Source organism: Ensifer sp. Root1252, assembly GCF_001425885.1.
Taxonomy (GTDB): domain Bacteria; phylum Pseudomonadota; class Alphaproteobacteria; order Rhizobiales; family Rhizobiaceae; genus Ensifer; species Ensifer canadensis.
Genome location: NZ_LMDT01000008.1, coordinates 63,839 through 80,089, shown reverse-complemented (window position 1 = coordinate 80,089; position 16,251 = coordinate 63,839). Strand labels below are relative to the sequence as shown.

Here is a 16,251-nt window from a genome sequence, read left to right as displayed (position 1 = left end):
GGCGAGAAAAAGGGATCTGATGCAGCTCCGCGTGGACAAGCTTGGCGTGATCATTGCCGTGCTTACCGCCTACGGCGCCTTGCTGGCGCCCTTTGCGACTTTTCGTGCCAACCGCATCGTCGCCGGCGAGGCGAGATCGCTCGGCGAGGCGTTGCCTCCGGCGTGGGCTGCCATCATCCTTATCCTCGTGATCGCCACGGCGGTTGTCGCCCTCCTGAAAACGCCAAGCCCGCTACGCCTTGCCATCGCCTTTTCGACGATCGCGGCATTGGCGCTCGGTATCGGTGCTGCAGCCGGCCACCTGACGCCGCCTGAAAATACCTACGCCCGCGTTTCGCCAGCATCAGGGTTCTGGATTCTTTTGTTTGCGCTCGGTCTTCTAGCGGCCGACGCATTGACCCGGATGCGTCCATCCCCGCTCGTGCGAGTGCTGTTCCTTGCCGCCGTCCTTGGTTTTATTGCCGCGCTCCTGTGGTCCGGCACCTGGGACGGTCTGTCGCTTCTGAAAGAATATGCCAGCCGCGCCGACACCTTCTGGGCCGAGGCAGGCAAGCATGTGATGCTCGCCTTGGGTTCGCTTGCCGCCGCCACCATTGTCGGCATTCCGCTCGGCGTTCTCTGCCATCGTGTCACGCGCCTGCGCGATGGCCTTTTGGGTGTCCTGAATGCGATCCAGACGATCCCGTCGATTGCACTTTTCGGCATTCTGATAGCGCCGCTTGGCTGGATTGCGATCCATGTTCCGGGTGCTGCCGCCATCGGCATCCGTGGGATCGGGGCGGCACCGGCATTCGTTGCCCTTTTCCTCTATTCGCTGCTGCCTGTCGTCGCCAATACAGTGGTGGGGCTTGCCGGCGTGCCGCGAGAAGCCAACGACGCGGCACGCGGCATCGGCATGACCGACTTCCAACGCCTTGCCGGTATCGAGTTTCCGCTGGCTTTTCCGGTCGTTCTCACCGGCATTCGCATCGTGCTCGTTCAGAACATCGGGTTGGCGACGATCGCGGCGCTGATCGGCGGCGGCGGTTTCGGCGTCTTCGTCTTCCAGGGGGTGGGGCAGACGGCGATGGATCTGGTGCTGCTCGGGGCAGTGCCGACCGTTATCCTTGCCTTCACGGCCGCAATCGTCCTCGACGCCGTGATCGAGGCGGCTACTCCGAACCGCAACCAGGTGCAAAGCGCATGATCGAGATCGAAGGCATTACCAAGCGCTATGGCGAAACCACTGTCGTCAGGGATGTCCGCCTGACGATCGCGCCGCGCACGGTTACCGTTATCGTCGGCACGTCCGGTTCCGGCAAGACGACGCTGCTTAGGATGATCAATCGTCTGGTCGAACCGACATCGGGCACGATCAGGCTCGATGGCGAGGATAACCGCTCGTTGCCGGGCTACGAGCTGCGTCGCCGGATCGGCTATGCGATCCAGGGGCACGGGTTGTTTCCACATCGCACGGTCGCTCAGAACATCGCCACCGTGCCGACGCTGCTCGGCTGGGATCGCGCCCGCATAGACGCGAAGGTCGCCGAGCTGCTGACGCTTTTTCAGCTCGACCCCGCGGCGTTCGGCCCGCGCTATCCGCACGAACTCTCCGGCGGCCAGCAGCAGCGCGTCGGCGTTGCCCGCGCGCTTGCGGCAGAGCCGAAGGTGCTGCTGATGGACGAGCCCTTCGGCGCGCTCGACCCGATCATTCGCGCCAAGGCCCAGGACGACCTGCTGGCGATCCAGAAACACTTCGAAACGACTGTTGTCCTCGTCACGCACGACATGGAGGAGGCTTTCCATCTGGCCGACCGGATTGCGGTCATGGACAAGGGCGAGGTGGTGCAATACGCAACGCCGGCCGAAATGCTCGTCAAACCGGCGACCGCTTTCGTCGAGAGCCTGATCGGGGCCGGTGAGCGCCCGTTTCGCCTGCTGGCGATCGAGCCGGTGTCATCAGCCGTTGAACCGGGTACCGCTGAGGGAGAGGCGATCTCAAGCGCTGCCAGTCAACGCGAGGCCCTGTCGACGCTTCTCTGGTCCGGCCGCAAGGCTCTTCCCGTCGTCGGCCCCGATGGTGTCCTCATCGGCAAGGTCAGTCTTGAAAGCTTGGCGCAGCGTGCCGCGGGGCCATCGTGATGCTGCGTCTTCCCAACCTGTTCCGGCTGCTTGCTCTAGCCGTTCTGATCGCGTTTCTGGTCCAGCCGCAGTGGTTCGAGCCGCTGTTGCGACCGCTTGTGCAGGAGAATGCGCCGGCCATCTATAACCAGGGCAGCCTGCTGCAACTGACGTTTCTGCATCTGCGCACTGTCGCGATTGCAACGGCTGGCGCGACGGTGGTCGCGCTGGCTCTGGCGATCCTGGTGACACGCACTTCCGGAGCAGAATTCCTGCCGCTTTCGCGCAGCCTTGTGAACATCGGCCAGACGTTTCCGCCGGTTGCGGTGCTGGCGCTCGCCGTGCCGATCTTCGGCTTCGGCGAGAAGCCGACGCTGATTGCGCTCTTCCTCTACGGCCTGCTGCCGATCTTCGAGAATGCTCTGACTGGGCTTACGACCTTGCCGCCTTCGATCATGGAGGCGGCGCGGGGCACCGGCATGACCGGGCGCCAGCGGCTGATGAAAATCGAACTGCCGCTGGCGATGCCGGTCATCCTCGCCGGCATCCGGCTCTCCGTGGTGATCAGTCTGGCGACGGCGACGATCGGCTCGACGGTCGCGGCAAGGACGCTCGGCGAGGTGATCATCGCCGGCCTCCAGTCGAACAATCTCGCCTTCGTCGTTCAAGGCGGCCTCATCGTCGCGGTGCTCGCGGTGTTGATCCACGACGCCTTGCAGGCAGCCGAACGAAGCATCAGTTCTCGAATGGGACGGTAGTTTCGTCAACAATTCGTTCTGGCGCGATGGAGATGCACTGCGCGGCGAGCCCCATTGGTCTGGACCGCTTTCCCTCTGTTGTGGCGTGAAGGGGTTGCCTCTCTTATTGGTTGTAGAGGCTATTCCCGCATTTCCGGTATTTTCCGGGTTTATGAAAATGAATTTCACAATTTTACAAAATACGCGGATTTAGGTTGACGACCTGAAAAAACTGTCCCAGTCTGCGAAAATAAATTACGCCATAAGGCAAGGGAACAGTGCGCGCATGAAAGTCGGGATAATCGGACTCGGATTCCGTCTGGGATATCTGGGCTACGTTTTCAAAGCCATGGATGAGAATTTCGAGATCGCGGGATACGTCGATCCGAATCCGGCCGGACTGCCGGGCCTGACCGAAAAAGGCATCTCCGCCGGCACGGCCTATGCGACGCCTGAAGAGCTGATCGCCAATGAAAAGCTCGACCTGCTGATGATCGGTTCGCCCAACCACATGCATCTCGATCATATCCGGATCGGGCTCGAGGCCGGCCTCAAAGTCTTCAGCGAAAAGCCGATCGTGACGACGGTCCAGGAAAGCCTGGAGCTTGCGCAGTTGATGGCGAAATTCGGTCACGAGCGGCTGATGGTCGGCCTCGTGCTGCGCTACGCGCCGATGTATCGCGACCTGCGTGCGGCCCTTGCCGAAGGAAAGCTCGGCCAGGTCGTCTCGATCGAGGCATCCGAACATATCGAACCCTATCACGGCGCCTTCTTCATGCGCGACTGGCGCCGCTACGAGCGCTATTCCGGCAGCTTCATGCTGGAAAAATGCTGCCACGACCTCGACCTTTACAACGGCGTCGTCGGTGCGCGTCCGGAACGTGTCGCCAGCTTCGGCGGCCGCAAGAGCTTCATTCCCGCAAACGACCCCGCACGCGAGGGCATCAACGATCTCGAGCTTTTCCATCGCAAGCCGAGCGGCTGGATGGGATCCGACAAGGTGTTCGACAGCGACGGCGACATCATCGACTATCAGGTCGCCATCGTCGAATATGCCAATGGCGTCGGCATGAACTTCCACACCAATCTCAATGTGCCGGACCAGTTCCGACGCTTCTGCATCATGGGATCGCGGGGCATGGCCGAGGGGGATTTTATCCGCGGCTATTTTGACGTGCACGAGATGCTGAGCGGCAAGAAGGTGGTCGAGAACAAGTACGCGGCCACCGAGCTGTCGCAGCACTACGGCGCCGATGAGCAGATGGCGACCGACATCATCGGCCATGTGCGTGACGGCCGGCCGCTGCCGGTCTCGACGATCGATGCGCTCGAAGCCGGTATCCTCGCCTTGTCGATGGACGAGGCCCGGCGCAAGCGGACCGTGATCGATCTCAGGCCGATCTGGGATCGGTTCGACGAAGCCTTGCACTCGCGCGCGGCTTGAGGGGAGAAGCGGGATGAGTGTTCAACGCAGCACGATCATCTTCGCCTGGATCCTGCTCCTACCAGCCGTGCTCTACGTCACGGTCATCGTCGCCTATCCCCTTGTCGACACCTTCATCCTGTCGTTCACCGACGCGTCGCTGAAGAAGACGACGAAATGGGTCGGCTGGGCCAACTATGACAAGATCTTCAACGAGACCTTCGCCGAGGTCATCTTCCGCACCTTCATTTGGACCTTCTTCTCGGTCTCGATCAAAATGATCATCGGTGTCTTCGGCGCGACCATGCTGAACGCAGCCGTGCCCGGCCGCGCGCTTTTCCGGCTGCTCACCATGCCGCCGTGGATCGTCCCGATGGCCATCGGCATCTTCATGTGGGGCTGGATGTACAACGGCCAGTTCGGCATGATTTCCGGCGTGCTGCAGAACTGGGGTCTCATCGACGGACCGATCGCTTTCCTCGCACGCGGCGAGACGGCCTTCTGGGCGACAATCGTTACCGACGTGTGGATCGGCGTGCCGCTGGTCACGCTCTACATGCTGGCTGCGATGCAGGCGATCCCGCAGGATCTGTATGAGGCGGCCTGGACGGATGGAGCAGGGCGCTTCTATCGATTCCGGCGCATCACGCTGCCGCTGCTGGTGCCGTCGCTGATCACGATGTCGATGTTGTCGCTGATCGCGACCTTCAACTCCTTCGATATCATCTGGATCCTCACGCAGGGTGGTCCGAACGGCGAAACTACCACGATGATCATCGATACCTACCGCACCGCCATAGGGTCGAAGAAATACGGCGAGGGTGCTGCACGCGCGGTGCTGATCTGCATCTTCCTGTCGATCTTCTGCTTTGCCTATTTCCGGGTCACCAGCCGCCTGTCCTCGGGAGAACAGAAATGAGCCAGCCTGCCTTGATCAACCGCTATCGCTGGTATGAGCTTGTCGCCATCTATGCCGGGATCTTTGTTTTCCTGGCCTTCATTCTGGCGCCATTCGTCGAGGGGTTCCTCGTTTCGCTGAAGCCGCTGGGTCTGCTCTTTTCCTCCCCCTACAAGTTCTGGCCGGAAAACGGATCATTCGCCGCCTATCGGACCATGTGGGACAGCGTGCCCGGTTTCGCGCGGTACATCTTCAATTCCTTCTTTATCTCCACCATCGTCACGGCCATCGTGTTGCTGCTTGTCATTCCGGCGGCATATGCCTTTGCGCGTTTCAAATTCCGCGGCAGCGGCGCGCTGCTCGGCGCCTTCCTCGCCGTCAACATGTTCTCCGGCGCCGTACTGCTCATTCCGCTTTTCCGGCTGATGCGCAGCTTCGGCGTGCTCAACACCTATCTCGCCATGATCATGCCGGGTGTCGCCTTCCTTATCCCGTCGGCGATCTGGCTGTTGCGCACTTACATGATGCGCATTCCGCGCGAGCTGGACGAGGCTGCTTTCGTCGATGGCGCGAGCCACTTCTATACGCTGCGCCGCGTGATCCTGCCGATTGCCATGCCGGGCATCACGGTTGTTGCGATCACCACCTTCATCGGCGCCTATGCCCAGCAGTTCATCTACGCCCTCACCTTCAATTCCAAGACCGAATACATGCCGCTGCCGGTCGGGCTCTTCGCCTATTTCGGTCGCCAAGAGGTGATCTGGAACGAGCTCATGGCGGCGAGTTTCGTCGGCATCGCGCCGGCGGTCGTCGTGATCTTCCTCCTACAACGGTATCTCGTCAGCGGGCTGACCGCAGGCGCGGTGAAACAATAAGACCAACCAACCACCAGAGAACGGGAGCTTGCAACGTGTCAATTCAATTCAAGACAGGGGTACTCGCGCTCGCCCTGCTCGGTTCGACCGCGCTTGGCGCAGTCACCGCCCAGGCGGCCGACCAGGAGATCAGCTGGATCTACTGCGGCGACACCATGGATGCGGTTCACGCCAAATACATCAAGCAGTGGGAAGAAAAGAATCCAGGCTGGAAAGTCACGCCGGAAGTTGTCGGCTGGGCCCAGTGCCAGGATAAGGCAACGACGCTTGCCGCTGCCGGCACGCCGGTCGCCATGGCCTATGTCGGCTCGCGCACGCTGAAGGAGTTCGCCCAGAACGATCTCATCGTTCCCGTGCCGATGACGGACGAGGAAAAGAAGAGCTATTACCCCAACATCGTCGACACGGTGACCTTCGACGACAACCAGTGGGGCGTTCCGATCGCGTTCTCGACCAAGGCGCTCTATTGGAACAAGGACCTGTTCAAGCAGGCCGGCCTTGATCCTGAGAAGCCGCCGAAGACCTGGGCCGAAGAGATCGAGTTCGCCAAGGCGATCAAGGAAAAGACGGGTATCGCCGGTTACGGCCTTCCGGCCAAGACCTTCGACAACACGATGCACCAGTTCATGCACTGGGTGTACACCAACAACGGCAAGGTGATCGATGGCGACAAGATCGTCATCGACAGCCCGGAGGTTCTCGCCGCGCTCCAGGCCTACAAGGACATCACTCCCTATTCCGTCGAAGGGGCGACCGCCTACGAACAGAACGAGGTTCGCGCCATCTTCCTCGACGGCAAGGTCGGCATGATCCAGGGCGGGTCTGGTGCCGCTGTGCGCCTGAAGGACACCAAGGTCAACTGGGGCGTTGCGCCGCTGCCGCTCGGCCCATCGGCCAAGGGCGAGGGGACGCTGCTGATTACCGACAGCCTGGCGATCTTCAAGGGCTCCGGTGTCGAAGAGAAGGCGACCGAATTCGCCAAATTCATCACCTCGCCCGGTCCGCAAGGTGAGTATGAGTTGCAAGGCGCGGCCGGCCTGACGCCGTTGCGTCCGTCGCCGATGGTTGACGAATTCGTCAAGAAGGACCCCTATTGGCAGCCGTTCATCGACGGCATCGCGTTCGGTGGTCCGGAGCCGCTCTTTACCGACTACAAGGGCTTCCAGAACGTCATCATCGCAATGGTCCAGTCGGTGGTGACCGGCAAGGCCGAACCGGCCGACGCCTTGAAGAAGGCGGCCGCCGACCTCGAAGAGTACAAGTAAGATCACCGGGCCGCGGATCTTTGGTCCGCGGCCCAGGCCAATCCGCTTACGAACGTGCCGCTTCTCGCCGGTGGCCGGAGACAGTTTCTTGGGACAGCTCAATCTCAATACGGTTCAGAAATTCTACGGGACATTCGAGGTGCTGAAAGGCATTCAGCTCGAAGTCAGGAACGGTGAGTTCGTCGTTTTCGTCGGACCCTCCGGCTGCGGCAAGTCGACATTGCTCAGGATGATAGCCGGTCTCGATGAGACCAGCTCGGGGGACATCGTGATCGATGGCAAACGCGTCAACGACCTGCCGCCGGTCAAGCGCGGGATCGCGATGGTGTTCCAATCCTATGCGCTCTACCCGCACATGTCTGTCTTCGAGAACATTGCCTTTCCGCTTCGCGTGGAAAACATGCCGGAAGAGAAACTGAAGGCCAAGGTGGAGCATGCAGCGCGCATTCTCCATCTGGACCAGCGGCTACAGCAAAAGCCGGGAATGCTCTCCGGCGGCCAGCGCCAACGGGTGGCCATCGGCCGGGCGATCGTGCGCGAACCGAAGATCTTTCTGTTCGACGAGCCGCTCTCTAACCTCGATGCGGCGCTGCGCGCCGACATGCGCATTGAATTGGCGAAGCTGCATCGGCAATTGCGGGCCACGATGATCTACGTCACGCACGACCAGGTCGAAGCGATGACGATGGCGGACCGGATCGTCGTGCTCAATGCCGGTGAAATCGCCCAGACAGGCGCGCCGCTCGAGCTCTACCATAAGCCAGCCAACATCTTCGTCGCCGGTTTCATCGGCAACCCGAAGATGAACTTCCTGCCGGTCACCTGCAAAGGCGTCAGCGATGCCGGCGTAGAGGTCGATTACAAGGGGAAGACGGTTGTCGTCCCGGTCAGGCCGCACGATGGCCTGGTTGGGCGGACATTGACGCTGGGCGTCCGGCCCGAGCACATTTTGCTCGGCGCCGGAGACCTGTCGCTGACAGTCACGCCAACGGTGATCGAGCGCCTGGGCGCCCATACCGTTGCCTATGCCGCCATCAGCGGTGAAGGGGAGAACTATTGCGCGATGCTGCCGGGCACGGTGGCAATCCGCCCGGAGGAACAGGTGTTGACCGGCATACGTGCCGCCGACTGCCATCTGTTTGACGAGGCGGGCATCGCGCTCGAGCGGCGTGTCGAACTCACCGATATCGACATGGGCTTGCTCGACCCGGCGGCGGCCTGAGCGGAGCGTAGCTAGACTAAGACAAGAACGGCCGCTGTCCATGACCAGGACAGCGGCCGTTTTCGTTATTGGTGATGAGAATAGGCCAGATCAGAAGGCCGATCTGCTGACTGTCCGCCTCGATCGCGGCCGCCGCATAAACTGCCTTGGTTCACGCCGCTCCCTTTTCGAGACCATGCGGATCGGCGACCTTCGGCCAGATATTCCTGGGTGCGCGCAGATAGGCGGTCTTGGCGGGGTTGTTCGGGTAGGGGGTGCCGGCCGAGCAATATAGGATCTGCGCGGCGATCTTGGAGAACGAGGCGTAGAAGTGGTTGGTCGATTTGATGACCAGAATGCTCTTTGACTGCGGGTCGAGGCCCATCACCGAGAAGAGGCTCGGATCGAAGCTTTGCGCCCGCGTCGAATTCAGGATGATATCGATGCCGCGATAGGAAATGAGGGCTGCATCGCCGAAGGGGGCAAAACTCTCGCCGAACCGCATTTCGGCGTCGCGGACCAGCTTGACCACCTTGACGATGCCATCGACAGGATTGCCGGTTCCCGGAGCCGACTTGGCGCCGAAGCGCAACGGGATTTCGGCGCCTTCGCCGGCGGCCATGCAGATCTGCACGGCCATCGGATCCCAGATCGTTCCGACGGCGGCATTGGTGACACCCTGTGCCAGCAGTTCCTCGAGCAGCACCGTCGCGTCGCCCGCGGTTCCGCCGCCCGGGTTGTCCCAGACATCGGCGATGACGACCGGGCCTTCGGTCGCAGCCTTCGCCTCGGCGACAGCTTGCTTCTCGTCGATCTGCGGCATGATGAAGGTTCCGCGTTTCGAAAAGAGTTCGAGCCCGAGTTCCCGTGCGAGCGCCTCGCCTTTCTCCGGTTTGCCGTTGGTCACGGCGAGCACCTTCGTGCCCATTTCCGGAACATCGCCCGCCATGAAGCCGTGCACCATCGAAAGCGACAGGACATCGGCGTCCTCCGCTTCGATACGCATCAGCTTGTCGACGAAGGAGCGCATCGGCTCGCGCGAAGTTGGGTAGACGTCGATCATGCGGCAGTCGAACACTGACATCACAGGCGTCACGCGACCTTCCAGCGTGTCGATGGCGATCCGCCAGAGATCCTCGGCACGATCGACGAAGTCGGTGTGCGGGAACTCCTTGAAGTAGACGAAGAAGTCTGACGCCGAAACGCGCTTCTGGGTCAAGTGGCTGTGCGGGTCCAACTCGGCGCAGACGAGAACATCAGGGCCAACGATCTCGCGAATGCGAGAAAGAAGATCGCCTTCGGTGTCCTCGTAGCCGGCAGCGACCATCGCGCCGTGCAGTCCCATGACGACGGCATTGACCGGAAGCGCGGCGCGCAACTGGTCGAGGATTTCATCGCGCAGGCTCTCATAGGTCTGGCGGTTGACGAGGCCGGCAGGATCCGCCCAGGTGGCGGTGCCTTCGATCAGCGTCCAGCCTTTTTCCGCCGCAATGCGGCGGCCGACTGTGATCGGCGCCGTACAGAGCGTCGGCGTCTCAGGATGCTCGCCCGGCGGCGCGTAGAGCGACGCCTCGAAGGCGCGGCGATCTATGCAGATGGGCGAGAAGGTATTGGTTTCCGTTGCAAGCGCTGCTGTGAAGATCCGCAATGCCGTTGCCTTTTTGCTTTTTAGGCCGGTCCCATCGGGTTCGGCAGGTAGCCGGTGAAACCGGAGATCTTCCAGCGTCCCTCGTGCAGGCGGCAATAATAGACCGTCTGCCATTTCATCACGTCGAAGCTGCCGTCCGATTTCTTCAACCCGCCGTCGAACTTCTTGCGCGCAAGCGCGAAGTCGCCATTGACCTCGATGTCCTCAAGCGTCGTCGTCGTGAAGATCGCCGTGCGTGTGTCTTCCGCGAAGGAGAGGCCCGCGAAATCTTTCGCCTGGCGCAGCCACTCATCGCGATAGGCCGAAAGCGAGGGAAAGGTGAGGCGCCAATTGTCGGGATTGGTTTCGCGACGTCCATCGATGCCGATGAAGCCGTCTTCGACAAAGTCACCTGCCACCATCGACCAGTCGGCCGAAAGAAAAGCGTCGATATCGCGCGGAACAAGCATCTCCCAGATGCTATGGCGTGCGGTGTCGGAAGAGGGGAACGGATTGAGGAAGGGATCCCGCATGTTTTCGCCCTGGATTGAAATTCTTTTCATGAATGGTGTTTTTCTCTGGTCAAATTCAGCTTTCTATGGTCACTTGTCAACGATCAAAGAAAATAATTTGCACGAAGGCACACATGACCATCAAACGGTATGGCACTGAACAAGTCGGTGCGGGCGGTAAGCCATTACCCTTTGCGCGCGCGGTGGAAGCGGACGGCTGGCTGCATGTTTCCGGCCAGGTCGCCATGGAAAAAGGCGAGATCATCGAGGGCGGTATCATCCCTCAGACGCACAAGGCGATCGCCAATCTTCTGGCCATTCTGGACGAGGCCGGATACGGTACCGAGCACGTGGTGCGTTGCGGCGTTTGGCTCGACGATCCGCGTGATTTCTGGACTTTCAACAAGATCTATCAGGAGTATTTCGGTGCGCATCCACCGGCGAGGGCCTGCGTCCAGTCGGCGATGATGGTTGATTGCAAGGTCGAGATCGACTGCATCGCCTACAAGCCGAAGGAAGGCTGATAGACCCTAAGGACATCAGCAGCCGATGGATATTTTCGCGACACTTCAGGAAGAAAAGGGCCGGCTCTCGCAATCGGAGAACCGCATCGCCGATATTCTTCTGAATGACTTCGAGTTCGCGGTGAATGCATCGATCATCGAGCTGGCCGGCAAGGCCGATGTCTCTCCTCCCACGGTCACGCGCTTCTGTCGGCGGCTCGGTTGCGACAGCTTCTCCGATTTCAAGGTGCAATTGGCGCGCACCGCCTATATCGGCATGCGCTACCTGAAGCCGGAGCCGAAGAGCCGCGAGACCGGTGACGTCGCCCAGGACATCATCACCAAGGCGCAGAACGCGCTTTTCCTCCTGCATCGTTCGCTGGATCTCGCGGCAATCGAACAGGCGGTCGAGCGCATTGCGACGGCCGAAATGATCTATGCCTTCGGTTCGGGCGGCAATTCCTCGATGATAGCCAGCGAGTTGCAGAACCGGCTCTTTCGCTACGGCCTGCGTGTTACCGCCAGTTCCGACCACAGCATGCAACTGATGATGGCGGCCGCCGCTCGCCCAAGCGACGTTCTGATCGGCTCATCCTTCTCGGGCCGGAACGCCGAACTCGTGCGCGCCTTCACGTTGGCGCGCGAGCTCAAGGTGCCGACGATTGCGCTGACCCAGAGCAACAGCCCGGTCGCGGCCGCGGCGACGATCACGGTTCCTGTCGACCTGCCAGAAGGCAACAACATCTATCGTCCGACCTCCACCCGCATCGCCTATCTGGCGCTGCTCGATATCCTCTCAAGTCTCGTTGCCTACCGGGTTCAGCCGCAGGCGACGGTCACACTTCGGCGCATCAAGCAGCAGCTGGTGACGCACCGCGACGGTGATGACCGCCAGTTGCTGGGAGACTGACGTGCCGCGAAAGGTTTCCGCATGACGCAGTCCGTCGCCATCGTCACCGGTGCAGCCGGCGATATCGGCCGCGCAATCGCCAGACGTCTTGGGGAAGACCATGACGTCGTCCTGCTTGCCGACATCGACAGCGGTGCTGCCGAGAAGGCTGCGCGCGAGATCGGCGACGGCAAGCGCTTCGTTCCGGTCGCCTGTGACGTGACGGATGCGACAAGCGTCGGAAACTTGGCCGCGACGGCCGGCGAGCACGGTACGGTGCGCACGCTCGTCAACAATGCCGGCGCCGCACGCGCCGTCAGCCTGCACGATACGACGCCGGATATCTGGCGCATGGACAATGCGCTGAACCTCGAAGCGGCCTTTCTGTGCTTTCGCGCGGTGGAAGACATGCTGAAGGAAAGCCGCGGCTCGGTGATCAATATCGCCTCCGTCAACGGCATGAATGTCTTCGGTCATCCAGCCTACAGCGTCGCCAAGGCCGGCCTGCTGCACCTGACACGCCTCATCGCCGTCGAGTACGGCAAGTTCGGCATTCGCTCCAACGCCGTTGCGCCGGGCACTGTGCGAACGCAGGCATGGGAAGCGCGTGCCGCCGCCAATCCTGACGTCTTCGAGGAAGCGCGCCGCTGGTATCCACTGCAGCGCATCGTCAATCCTGACGATGTTGCCAACGCCGTACATTTCCTCGCAGGGCCGCTCGCCGCTGCGATCTCGGGCGTGTGCCTGCCTGTCGATTGCGGTCTGACCGCCGGCCAGGCTGAACTGGCGCGAACCTTCTCACAATCTAGCTACTACTGACCGAAAGACTTCTGGGAGGAAAATCATGGCGCCCGTTTCCTATCGTCTCGAAGCGTCCTGGCAGCCTGACGGCGGCGCATTTGGCCGGTTCACCTTCACGCTGTTCAATTTCTCAGCCACACCGCTCACGGGCTTCCGCCTGGTGTACACGTCGCTCACGCGCGTAATCGTGCCGGAGGCCTGCGACAACGCCACTTTCCTGCGCCGCAACGCCAATTTTCATGAATTCGCACCACCCGCCGGGCTGACGCTTGGCCCCGGCGAAAGCTGGACGTTCACGGTGAGCGGCCTGCATCGACAGGCGAAGCACTGCACTGATGGTGCCAAGTCAGCCTATCTGACGTTTTCGAGCGGCGAGCATGTGCCGGTCGCCGTCTCCGATCTGCTCCTGGAAAATGCCATGAGCGAGCCTCCGCCAGCACAACTGCCCGAAGGCAAGCTCGACCTGCCGTTTTCGATGCAGCCATGGCCGGCGCAAATCGACGCCTGGGCAGGCGACAGCTTTCCCGTCGTGCTTTACCCCGCGCCGATGACGGCGCCCGACGACGTGGCAGCGGTCGCGAGCGTGCTTGGGCTTTTTCATCGTCTGTTTTCGGCGGGGCATGCGCCATTCAGCCTGGTTGCCTCCAGTCAAGGGCGGGCAATTGTCTTCTCGAAGAATGCGACGCTTGCTGCCGAGGCCTACGAATTGGCCTTCTCGACCAAGGAGATCCGCCTTGCCTATGGTGGTGCTGCCGGCCGGCAATACGCGCTGACGACCTTGGCGCAGCTGCTGAACGGCGCGCGCACGCATCCGGAAAAATTCCGTTTTCCGGCGCAGGGCACGATCTCCGATGCGCCGCGTTACGGCTGGCGCGGTTGTCATCTCGACGTATCCAGGCAATTCTACCCGACATCGGACATTTCCCGCCTCATCGATATTCTCGCCTGGTTCAAGCTCAACATCTTCCACTGGCATCTGACGGATGACGAAGCCTGGCGGCTTGAAATCAAGGCGTTTCCAACGTTAACGACGATCGGCGTGCTGCGCGGGCCGGACGAACCGTTGTTGCCGCAACTCGGCAACGGTGCGGAACCCGCCGGCGGGTTCTACAGCCAAGAGGATGTGAAAGCCCTGGTGGCCCAGGCGACGGCGCTTCACGTCGAGATCGTTCCGGAGATCGACATTCCCGGCCATAGCACCGCCACGCTTGTCGCCCTGCCTGACCTGACCGATGGCCAAGAAGCGCCGGAAAGCTATCATTCCGTTCAGGGCTACCCGAACAATGCGCTCAATCCGGCGATCGCCTTTACCTATGACTTCCTCGAGAAAGTGCTCGACGAAATGGTCGAGTTGTTCCCGAGCCAGTACATCCATATCGGCGGCGACGAGGTTGCCAACGGTTCCTGGCTTGCCTCGCCGCTGGCGAAGAAGCTGATGGAGAAAGAGGGTCTTTCCGGCACCTTTGCGTTGCAATCCTTCTTCCTGAAGAAGGTCAAGCAGATGCTGACCGTCCGCGGCCGCAAGCTTGCCGGGTGGAACGAGGTCGCCCATGGCGGCGGCGTCGAGACCGAAGGCACGTTGCTGATGGCGTGGGAGCGGCCGGAGGTCGGCATCGAGCTTGCGCGGGAAGGCTATGACGTGGTGATGACGCCCGGTCAGGCCTATTATCTCGACATGGCGCAGGCCGACGCCTGGCAGGAACCGGGCGCCAGCTGGGCCGGGACGGCAACGTCGGCCCATACCTATGGCTACGAGGCCGAAGGCGAATTTCCGGATGAGCTGAAAGCGCGCATGAAGGGCGTTCAGGCCTGCATCTGGTCGGAGCATTTCCTGTCGCGCGGCTACTTCAATCGGCTCGTCTTCCCCAGGCTGTGCGCCATCGCCGAAGCCGCATGGACCCCGAAATCCGCCAAGGACTGGCAGCGCTTTGCTGCGATCGCTCCCTTGAGCCCGAAACTGTGACAGGAGCTTCCATGCGCATTGCCGTCGGCGGTATCCATACGGAGTGCAGCACCTATTCGCCGGTGCTGATGGCGGTCGAGGATTTTCGGGTGCTGCGCGGGGCGGATCTGCTCCAGGCGGAGTATTTCGATTTTCTCGACGCTGAAGGCATCGAGCATCTGCCGCTCCTGCACGCGCGCGCCGTGCCCGGTGGGCCGGTGTCCCGACCGACCTACGACGCCTTCAAGGCGGAGTTTCTCGACCGGCTGCAACAGGCCCTGCCGATCAACGGGCTCTATCTCGCCATGCATGGGGCGATCAAGGTCGACGGCATGGAGGATGCTGAGGGGGACTGGATCTCTGCCGCGAGATCTGTCGTCGGGCCGGACTGCCCGATCGCCACCAGCTACGATCTGCACGGCAATGTCAGCCAGCGTATCATCGACCAGATCGACATCTTCGCGGGCTATCGGACCGCGCCGCACATCGACACGCGTGAAACGATGATCCGCGCCTGGGCGATGCTCATTGAGGCGCTACGCAGCGGGACGCGCCCGGGTGTTGCGTGGGCAAAGATCCCCGTGTTGCTGCCGGGGGAATGCACCTCTACCGAGGACGAGCCGGCCAGGGGCCTCTACCGGCAACTGCCCGACATCGACGCGCGGCCGGGTGTGCTCGATGCCAACCTGATGGTCGGCTATGTCTGGGCCGACGAGCCGCGTGCAACGGCTTGTGCCGTGATTACCGCGACCGATCGGGCCGCGGCAGAGCAGGCAGCCGTCGACATTGCGGCGGCATACTGGGCGGAACGTCGCAATTTCCGTTTCGGTCCTGTGACGGGCCCGCTCGACGCCATGCTCGATGTCGCCGAAAAGGCGACGACAACCCCCATCATCCTTGCCGATTCCGGCGACAACCCGACCGGCGGCGGTGTCGGCGATAGGGCGGATGTGTTGAAGGCCCTGCTTGCGCGGGGGTGGCGCGGCGCACTCATCGCCGGTATCGCCGATCGTCCTGCCGTGGAAGCCTGCTTTGCTGCCGGCGTCGGCGAAAACCTGATGCTGAAGATCGGCGGCAGCCTCGATCCGGCAAGTCCCGTCGCGGAGATGCTGGTGGAAGTCGTACGGCTCGATGATCCTGGTCCTGCAAAGGAGCGCCAGGCGGTTGTCCGCGTTGGGGCGATCGACGTCGTGCTTTCGGCGCGACGTCGACCCTATCACGATATCGCCGACTTCACCCGCCTCGGCCTCGACCCGAGCAATGTCCGGTTGCTCGTGGTCAAGTCAGGCTATCTCTCGCCGGAACTCGCGCCGATTGCCAACCCCAACCTGATGGCGTTGACCGATGGTGTCGTCAACCAGGACATCCCCCATCTGGCAAGCCTGCACCGCTCTCGTCCCGCATTTCCCTTCGATCAGGAATTCGACTTTATGCCCAAGGCGAATCTCTCGGCGCGCTGGTCGGAATCGGTGTAAGCA

Annotated in this window: 15 protein-coding genes; 13 read left to right on the top strand and 2 right to left on the bottom strand. The window is 61.6% G+C overall.

Annotation, left to right across the window (positions count from 1 at the left end; genetic code table 11):
- The first annotated feature begins 19 nt into the window (after positions 1–19).
- The 8 genes from ASD02_RS10675 to ugpC all read left to right on the top strand — a co-directional run bounded on the left by ASD02_RS10675 (position 20) and on the right by ugpC (position 8,520).
- Positions 20–1,186 carry an ABC transporter permease gene (locus ASD02_RS10675; protein ID WP_025428648.1) on the top strand — a complete coding sequence of 389 codons (1,167 nt, stop codon included), beginning with the start codon at positions 20–22 and terminating at the stop codon, positions 1,184–1,186.
- Positions 1,183–2,121: an ABC transporter ATP-binding protein gene (locus tag ASD02_RS10670; RefSeq protein WP_025428649.1), complete on the top strand. Its 939-nt coding sequence runs from the start codon at positions 1,183–1,185 to the stop codon at positions 2,119–2,121. Before ASD02_RS10675 ends, ASD02_RS10670 begins: the two co-directional genes overlap by 4 nt.
- On the top strand, positions 2,121–2,858 hold the full coding sequence (locus ASD02_RS10665; protein ID WP_057218092.1) for an ABC transporter permease: 738 nt from the start codon (positions 2,121–2,123) through the stop codon (positions 2,856–2,858). The genes ASD02_RS10670 and ASD02_RS10665 overlap by 1 nt, the downstream gene beginning before the upstream one ends.
- 265 nt (positions 2,859–3,123) lie before the next feature.
- Complete coding sequence (locus tag ASD02_RS10660) at positions 3,124–4,281, top strand: Gfo/Idh/MocA family oxidoreductase (RefSeq protein ID WP_025428651.1); 1,158 nt, start codon at positions 3,124–3,126, stop codon at positions 4,279–4,281.
- 13 nt (positions 4,282–4,294) lie between these two features.
- Complete coding sequence (locus ASD02_RS10655) at positions 4,295–5,179, top strand: sugar ABC transporter permease (protein WP_025428652.1); 885 nt, start codon at positions 4,295–4,297, stop codon at positions 5,177–5,179.
- Positions 5,176–6,033 (top strand): carbohydrate ABC transporter permease, encoded by an 858-nt coding sequence (locus ASD02_RS10650; RefSeq protein ID WP_057218090.1) that lies wholly within the window; start codon positions 5,176–5,178, stop codon positions 6,031–6,033. The genes ASD02_RS10655 and ASD02_RS10650 overlap by 4 nt, the downstream gene beginning before the upstream one ends.
- Before the next feature lie 35 nt (positions 6,034–6,068).
- A complete protein-coding gene (locus ASD02_RS10645) occupies positions 6,069–7,298 on the top strand; it encodes an ABC transporter substrate-binding protein (protein WP_025428654.1) in 1,230 nt (409 codons plus the stop codon).
- 88 nt (positions 7,299–7,386) lie between these two features.
- Positions 7,387–8,520 carry a sn-glycerol-3-phosphate ABC transporter ATP-binding protein UgpC gene (gene ugpC, locus ASD02_RS10640; protein ID WP_025428655.1) on the top strand — a complete coding sequence of 378 codons (1,134 nt, stop codon included), beginning with the start codon at positions 7,387–7,389 and terminating at the stop codon, positions 8,518–8,520.
- A 151-nt stretch (positions 8,521–8,671) separates the two neighbouring features.
- Here ugpC and ASD02_RS10635 read toward each other — a convergent pair whose 3' ends face one another.
- Both ASD02_RS10635 and ASD02_RS10630 read right to left on the bottom strand, forming a co-directional pair.
- Positions 8,672–10,147: a M81 family metallopeptidase gene (locus ASD02_RS10635; protein ID WP_057220673.1), complete on the bottom strand. Its 1,476-nt coding sequence runs from the start codon at positions 10,145–10,147 to the stop codon at positions 8,672–8,674.
- Between the two features lie 20 nt (positions 10,148–10,167).
- Positions 10,168–10,659: a hypothetical protein gene (locus ASD02_RS10630; RefSeq protein ID WP_025428657.1), complete on the bottom strand. Its 492-nt coding sequence runs from the start codon at positions 10,657–10,659 to the stop codon at positions 10,168–10,170.
- A 113-nt stretch (positions 10,660–10,772) separates the two neighbouring features.
- On the opposite strand from ASD02_RS10630, the gene ASD02_RS10625 reads away from it, so the two are divergent.
- From ASD02_RS10625 to ASD02_RS10605, 5 genes are read left to right on the top strand one after another with little or no spacing between them, the layout of a single operon-like run.
- Positions 10,773–11,162 (top strand): RidA family protein, encoded by a 390-nt coding sequence (locus ASD02_RS10625; RefSeq protein WP_025428658.1) that lies wholly within the window; start codon positions 10,773–10,775, stop codon positions 11,160–11,162.
- Between the two features lie 25 nt (positions 11,163–11,187).
- Complete coding sequence (locus ASD02_RS10620) at positions 11,188–12,051, top strand: MurR/RpiR family transcriptional regulator (RefSeq protein ID WP_025428659.1); 864 nt, start codon at positions 11,188–11,190, stop codon at positions 12,049–12,051.
- A gap of 21 nt (positions 12,052–12,072) precedes the next feature.
- Positions 12,073–12,849, top strand: a complete 777-nt coding sequence (locus ASD02_RS10615) for an SDR family oxidoreductase (RefSeq protein ID WP_057218085.1) — start codon at positions 12,073–12,075, stop codon at positions 12,847–12,849.
- Positions 12,850–12,874: 25 nt separating this feature from the next.
- The gene (locus tag ASD02_RS10610; protein WP_057218083.1) at positions 12,875–14,794 is read left to right on the top strand and encodes a beta-N-acetylhexosaminidase; all 1,920 of its coding nucleotides are present in this window, start codon (positions 12,875–12,877) and stop codon (positions 14,792–14,794) included.
- 11 nt (positions 14,795–14,805) lie between these two features.
- The gene (locus ASD02_RS10605) at positions 14,806–16,248 is read left to right on the top strand and encodes a M81 family metallopeptidase (RefSeq protein ID WP_057218081.1); all 1,443 of its coding nucleotides are present in this window, start codon (positions 14,806–14,808) and stop codon (positions 16,246–16,248) included.
- Positions 16,249–16,251 lie beyond the last annotated feature (3 nt).

Excerpts from the sequence above, each read along its gene's own strand:
- ASD02_RS10650 (WP_057218090.1), top strand. The coding sequence starts at position 5,176 with ATGAGCCAGCCTGCCTTGATCAACCGCTATCGCTGGTATGAGCTTGTC.
- ASD02_RS10660 (WP_025428651.1), top strand. The coding sequence starts at position 3,124 with ATGAAAGTCGGGATAATCGGACTCGGATTCCGTCTGGGATATCTGGGC.
- ASD02_RS10620 (WP_025428659.1), top strand. The coding sequence starts at position 11,188 with ATGGATATTTTCGCGACACTTCAGGAAGAAAAGGGCCGGCTCTCGCAA.
- ASD02_RS10610 (WP_057218083.1), top strand. The coding sequence starts at position 12,875 with ATGGCGCCCGTTTCCTATCGTCTCGAAGCGTCCTGGCAGCCTGACGGC.
- ASD02_RS10630 (WP_025428657.1), bottom strand. The coding sequence starts at position 10,659 with ATGCGGGATCCCTTCCTCAATCCGTTCCCCTCTTCCGACACCGCACGC.
- ASD02_RS10675 (WP_025428648.1), top strand. The coding sequence starts at position 20 with ATGCAGCTCCGCGTGGACAAGCTTGGCGTGATCATTGCCGTGCTTACC.
- ASD02_RS10625 (WP_025428658.1), top strand. The coding sequence starts at position 10,773 with ATGACCATCAAACGGTATGGCACTGAACAAGTCGGTGCGGGCGGTAAG.
- ASD02_RS10605 (WP_057218081.1), top strand. The coding sequence starts at position 14,806 with ATGCGCATTGCCGTCGGCGGTATCCATACGGAGTGCAGCACCTATTCG.
- ASD02_RS10670 (WP_025428649.1), top strand. The coding sequence starts at position 1,183 with ATGATCGAGATCGAAGGCATTACCAAGCGCTATGGCGAAACCACTGTC.
- ASD02_RS10655 (WP_025428652.1), top strand. The coding sequence starts at position 4,295 with ATGAGTGTTCAACGCAGCACGATCATCTTCGCCTGGATCCTGCTCCTA.
- ASD02_RS10615 (WP_057218085.1), top strand. The coding sequence starts at position 12,073 with ATGACGCAGTCCGTCGCCATCGTCACCGGTGCAGCCGGCGATATCGGC.
- ASD02_RS10665 (WP_057218092.1), top strand. The coding sequence starts at position 2,121 with ATGCTGCGTCTTCCCAACCTGTTCCGGCTGCTTGCTCTAGCCGTTCTG.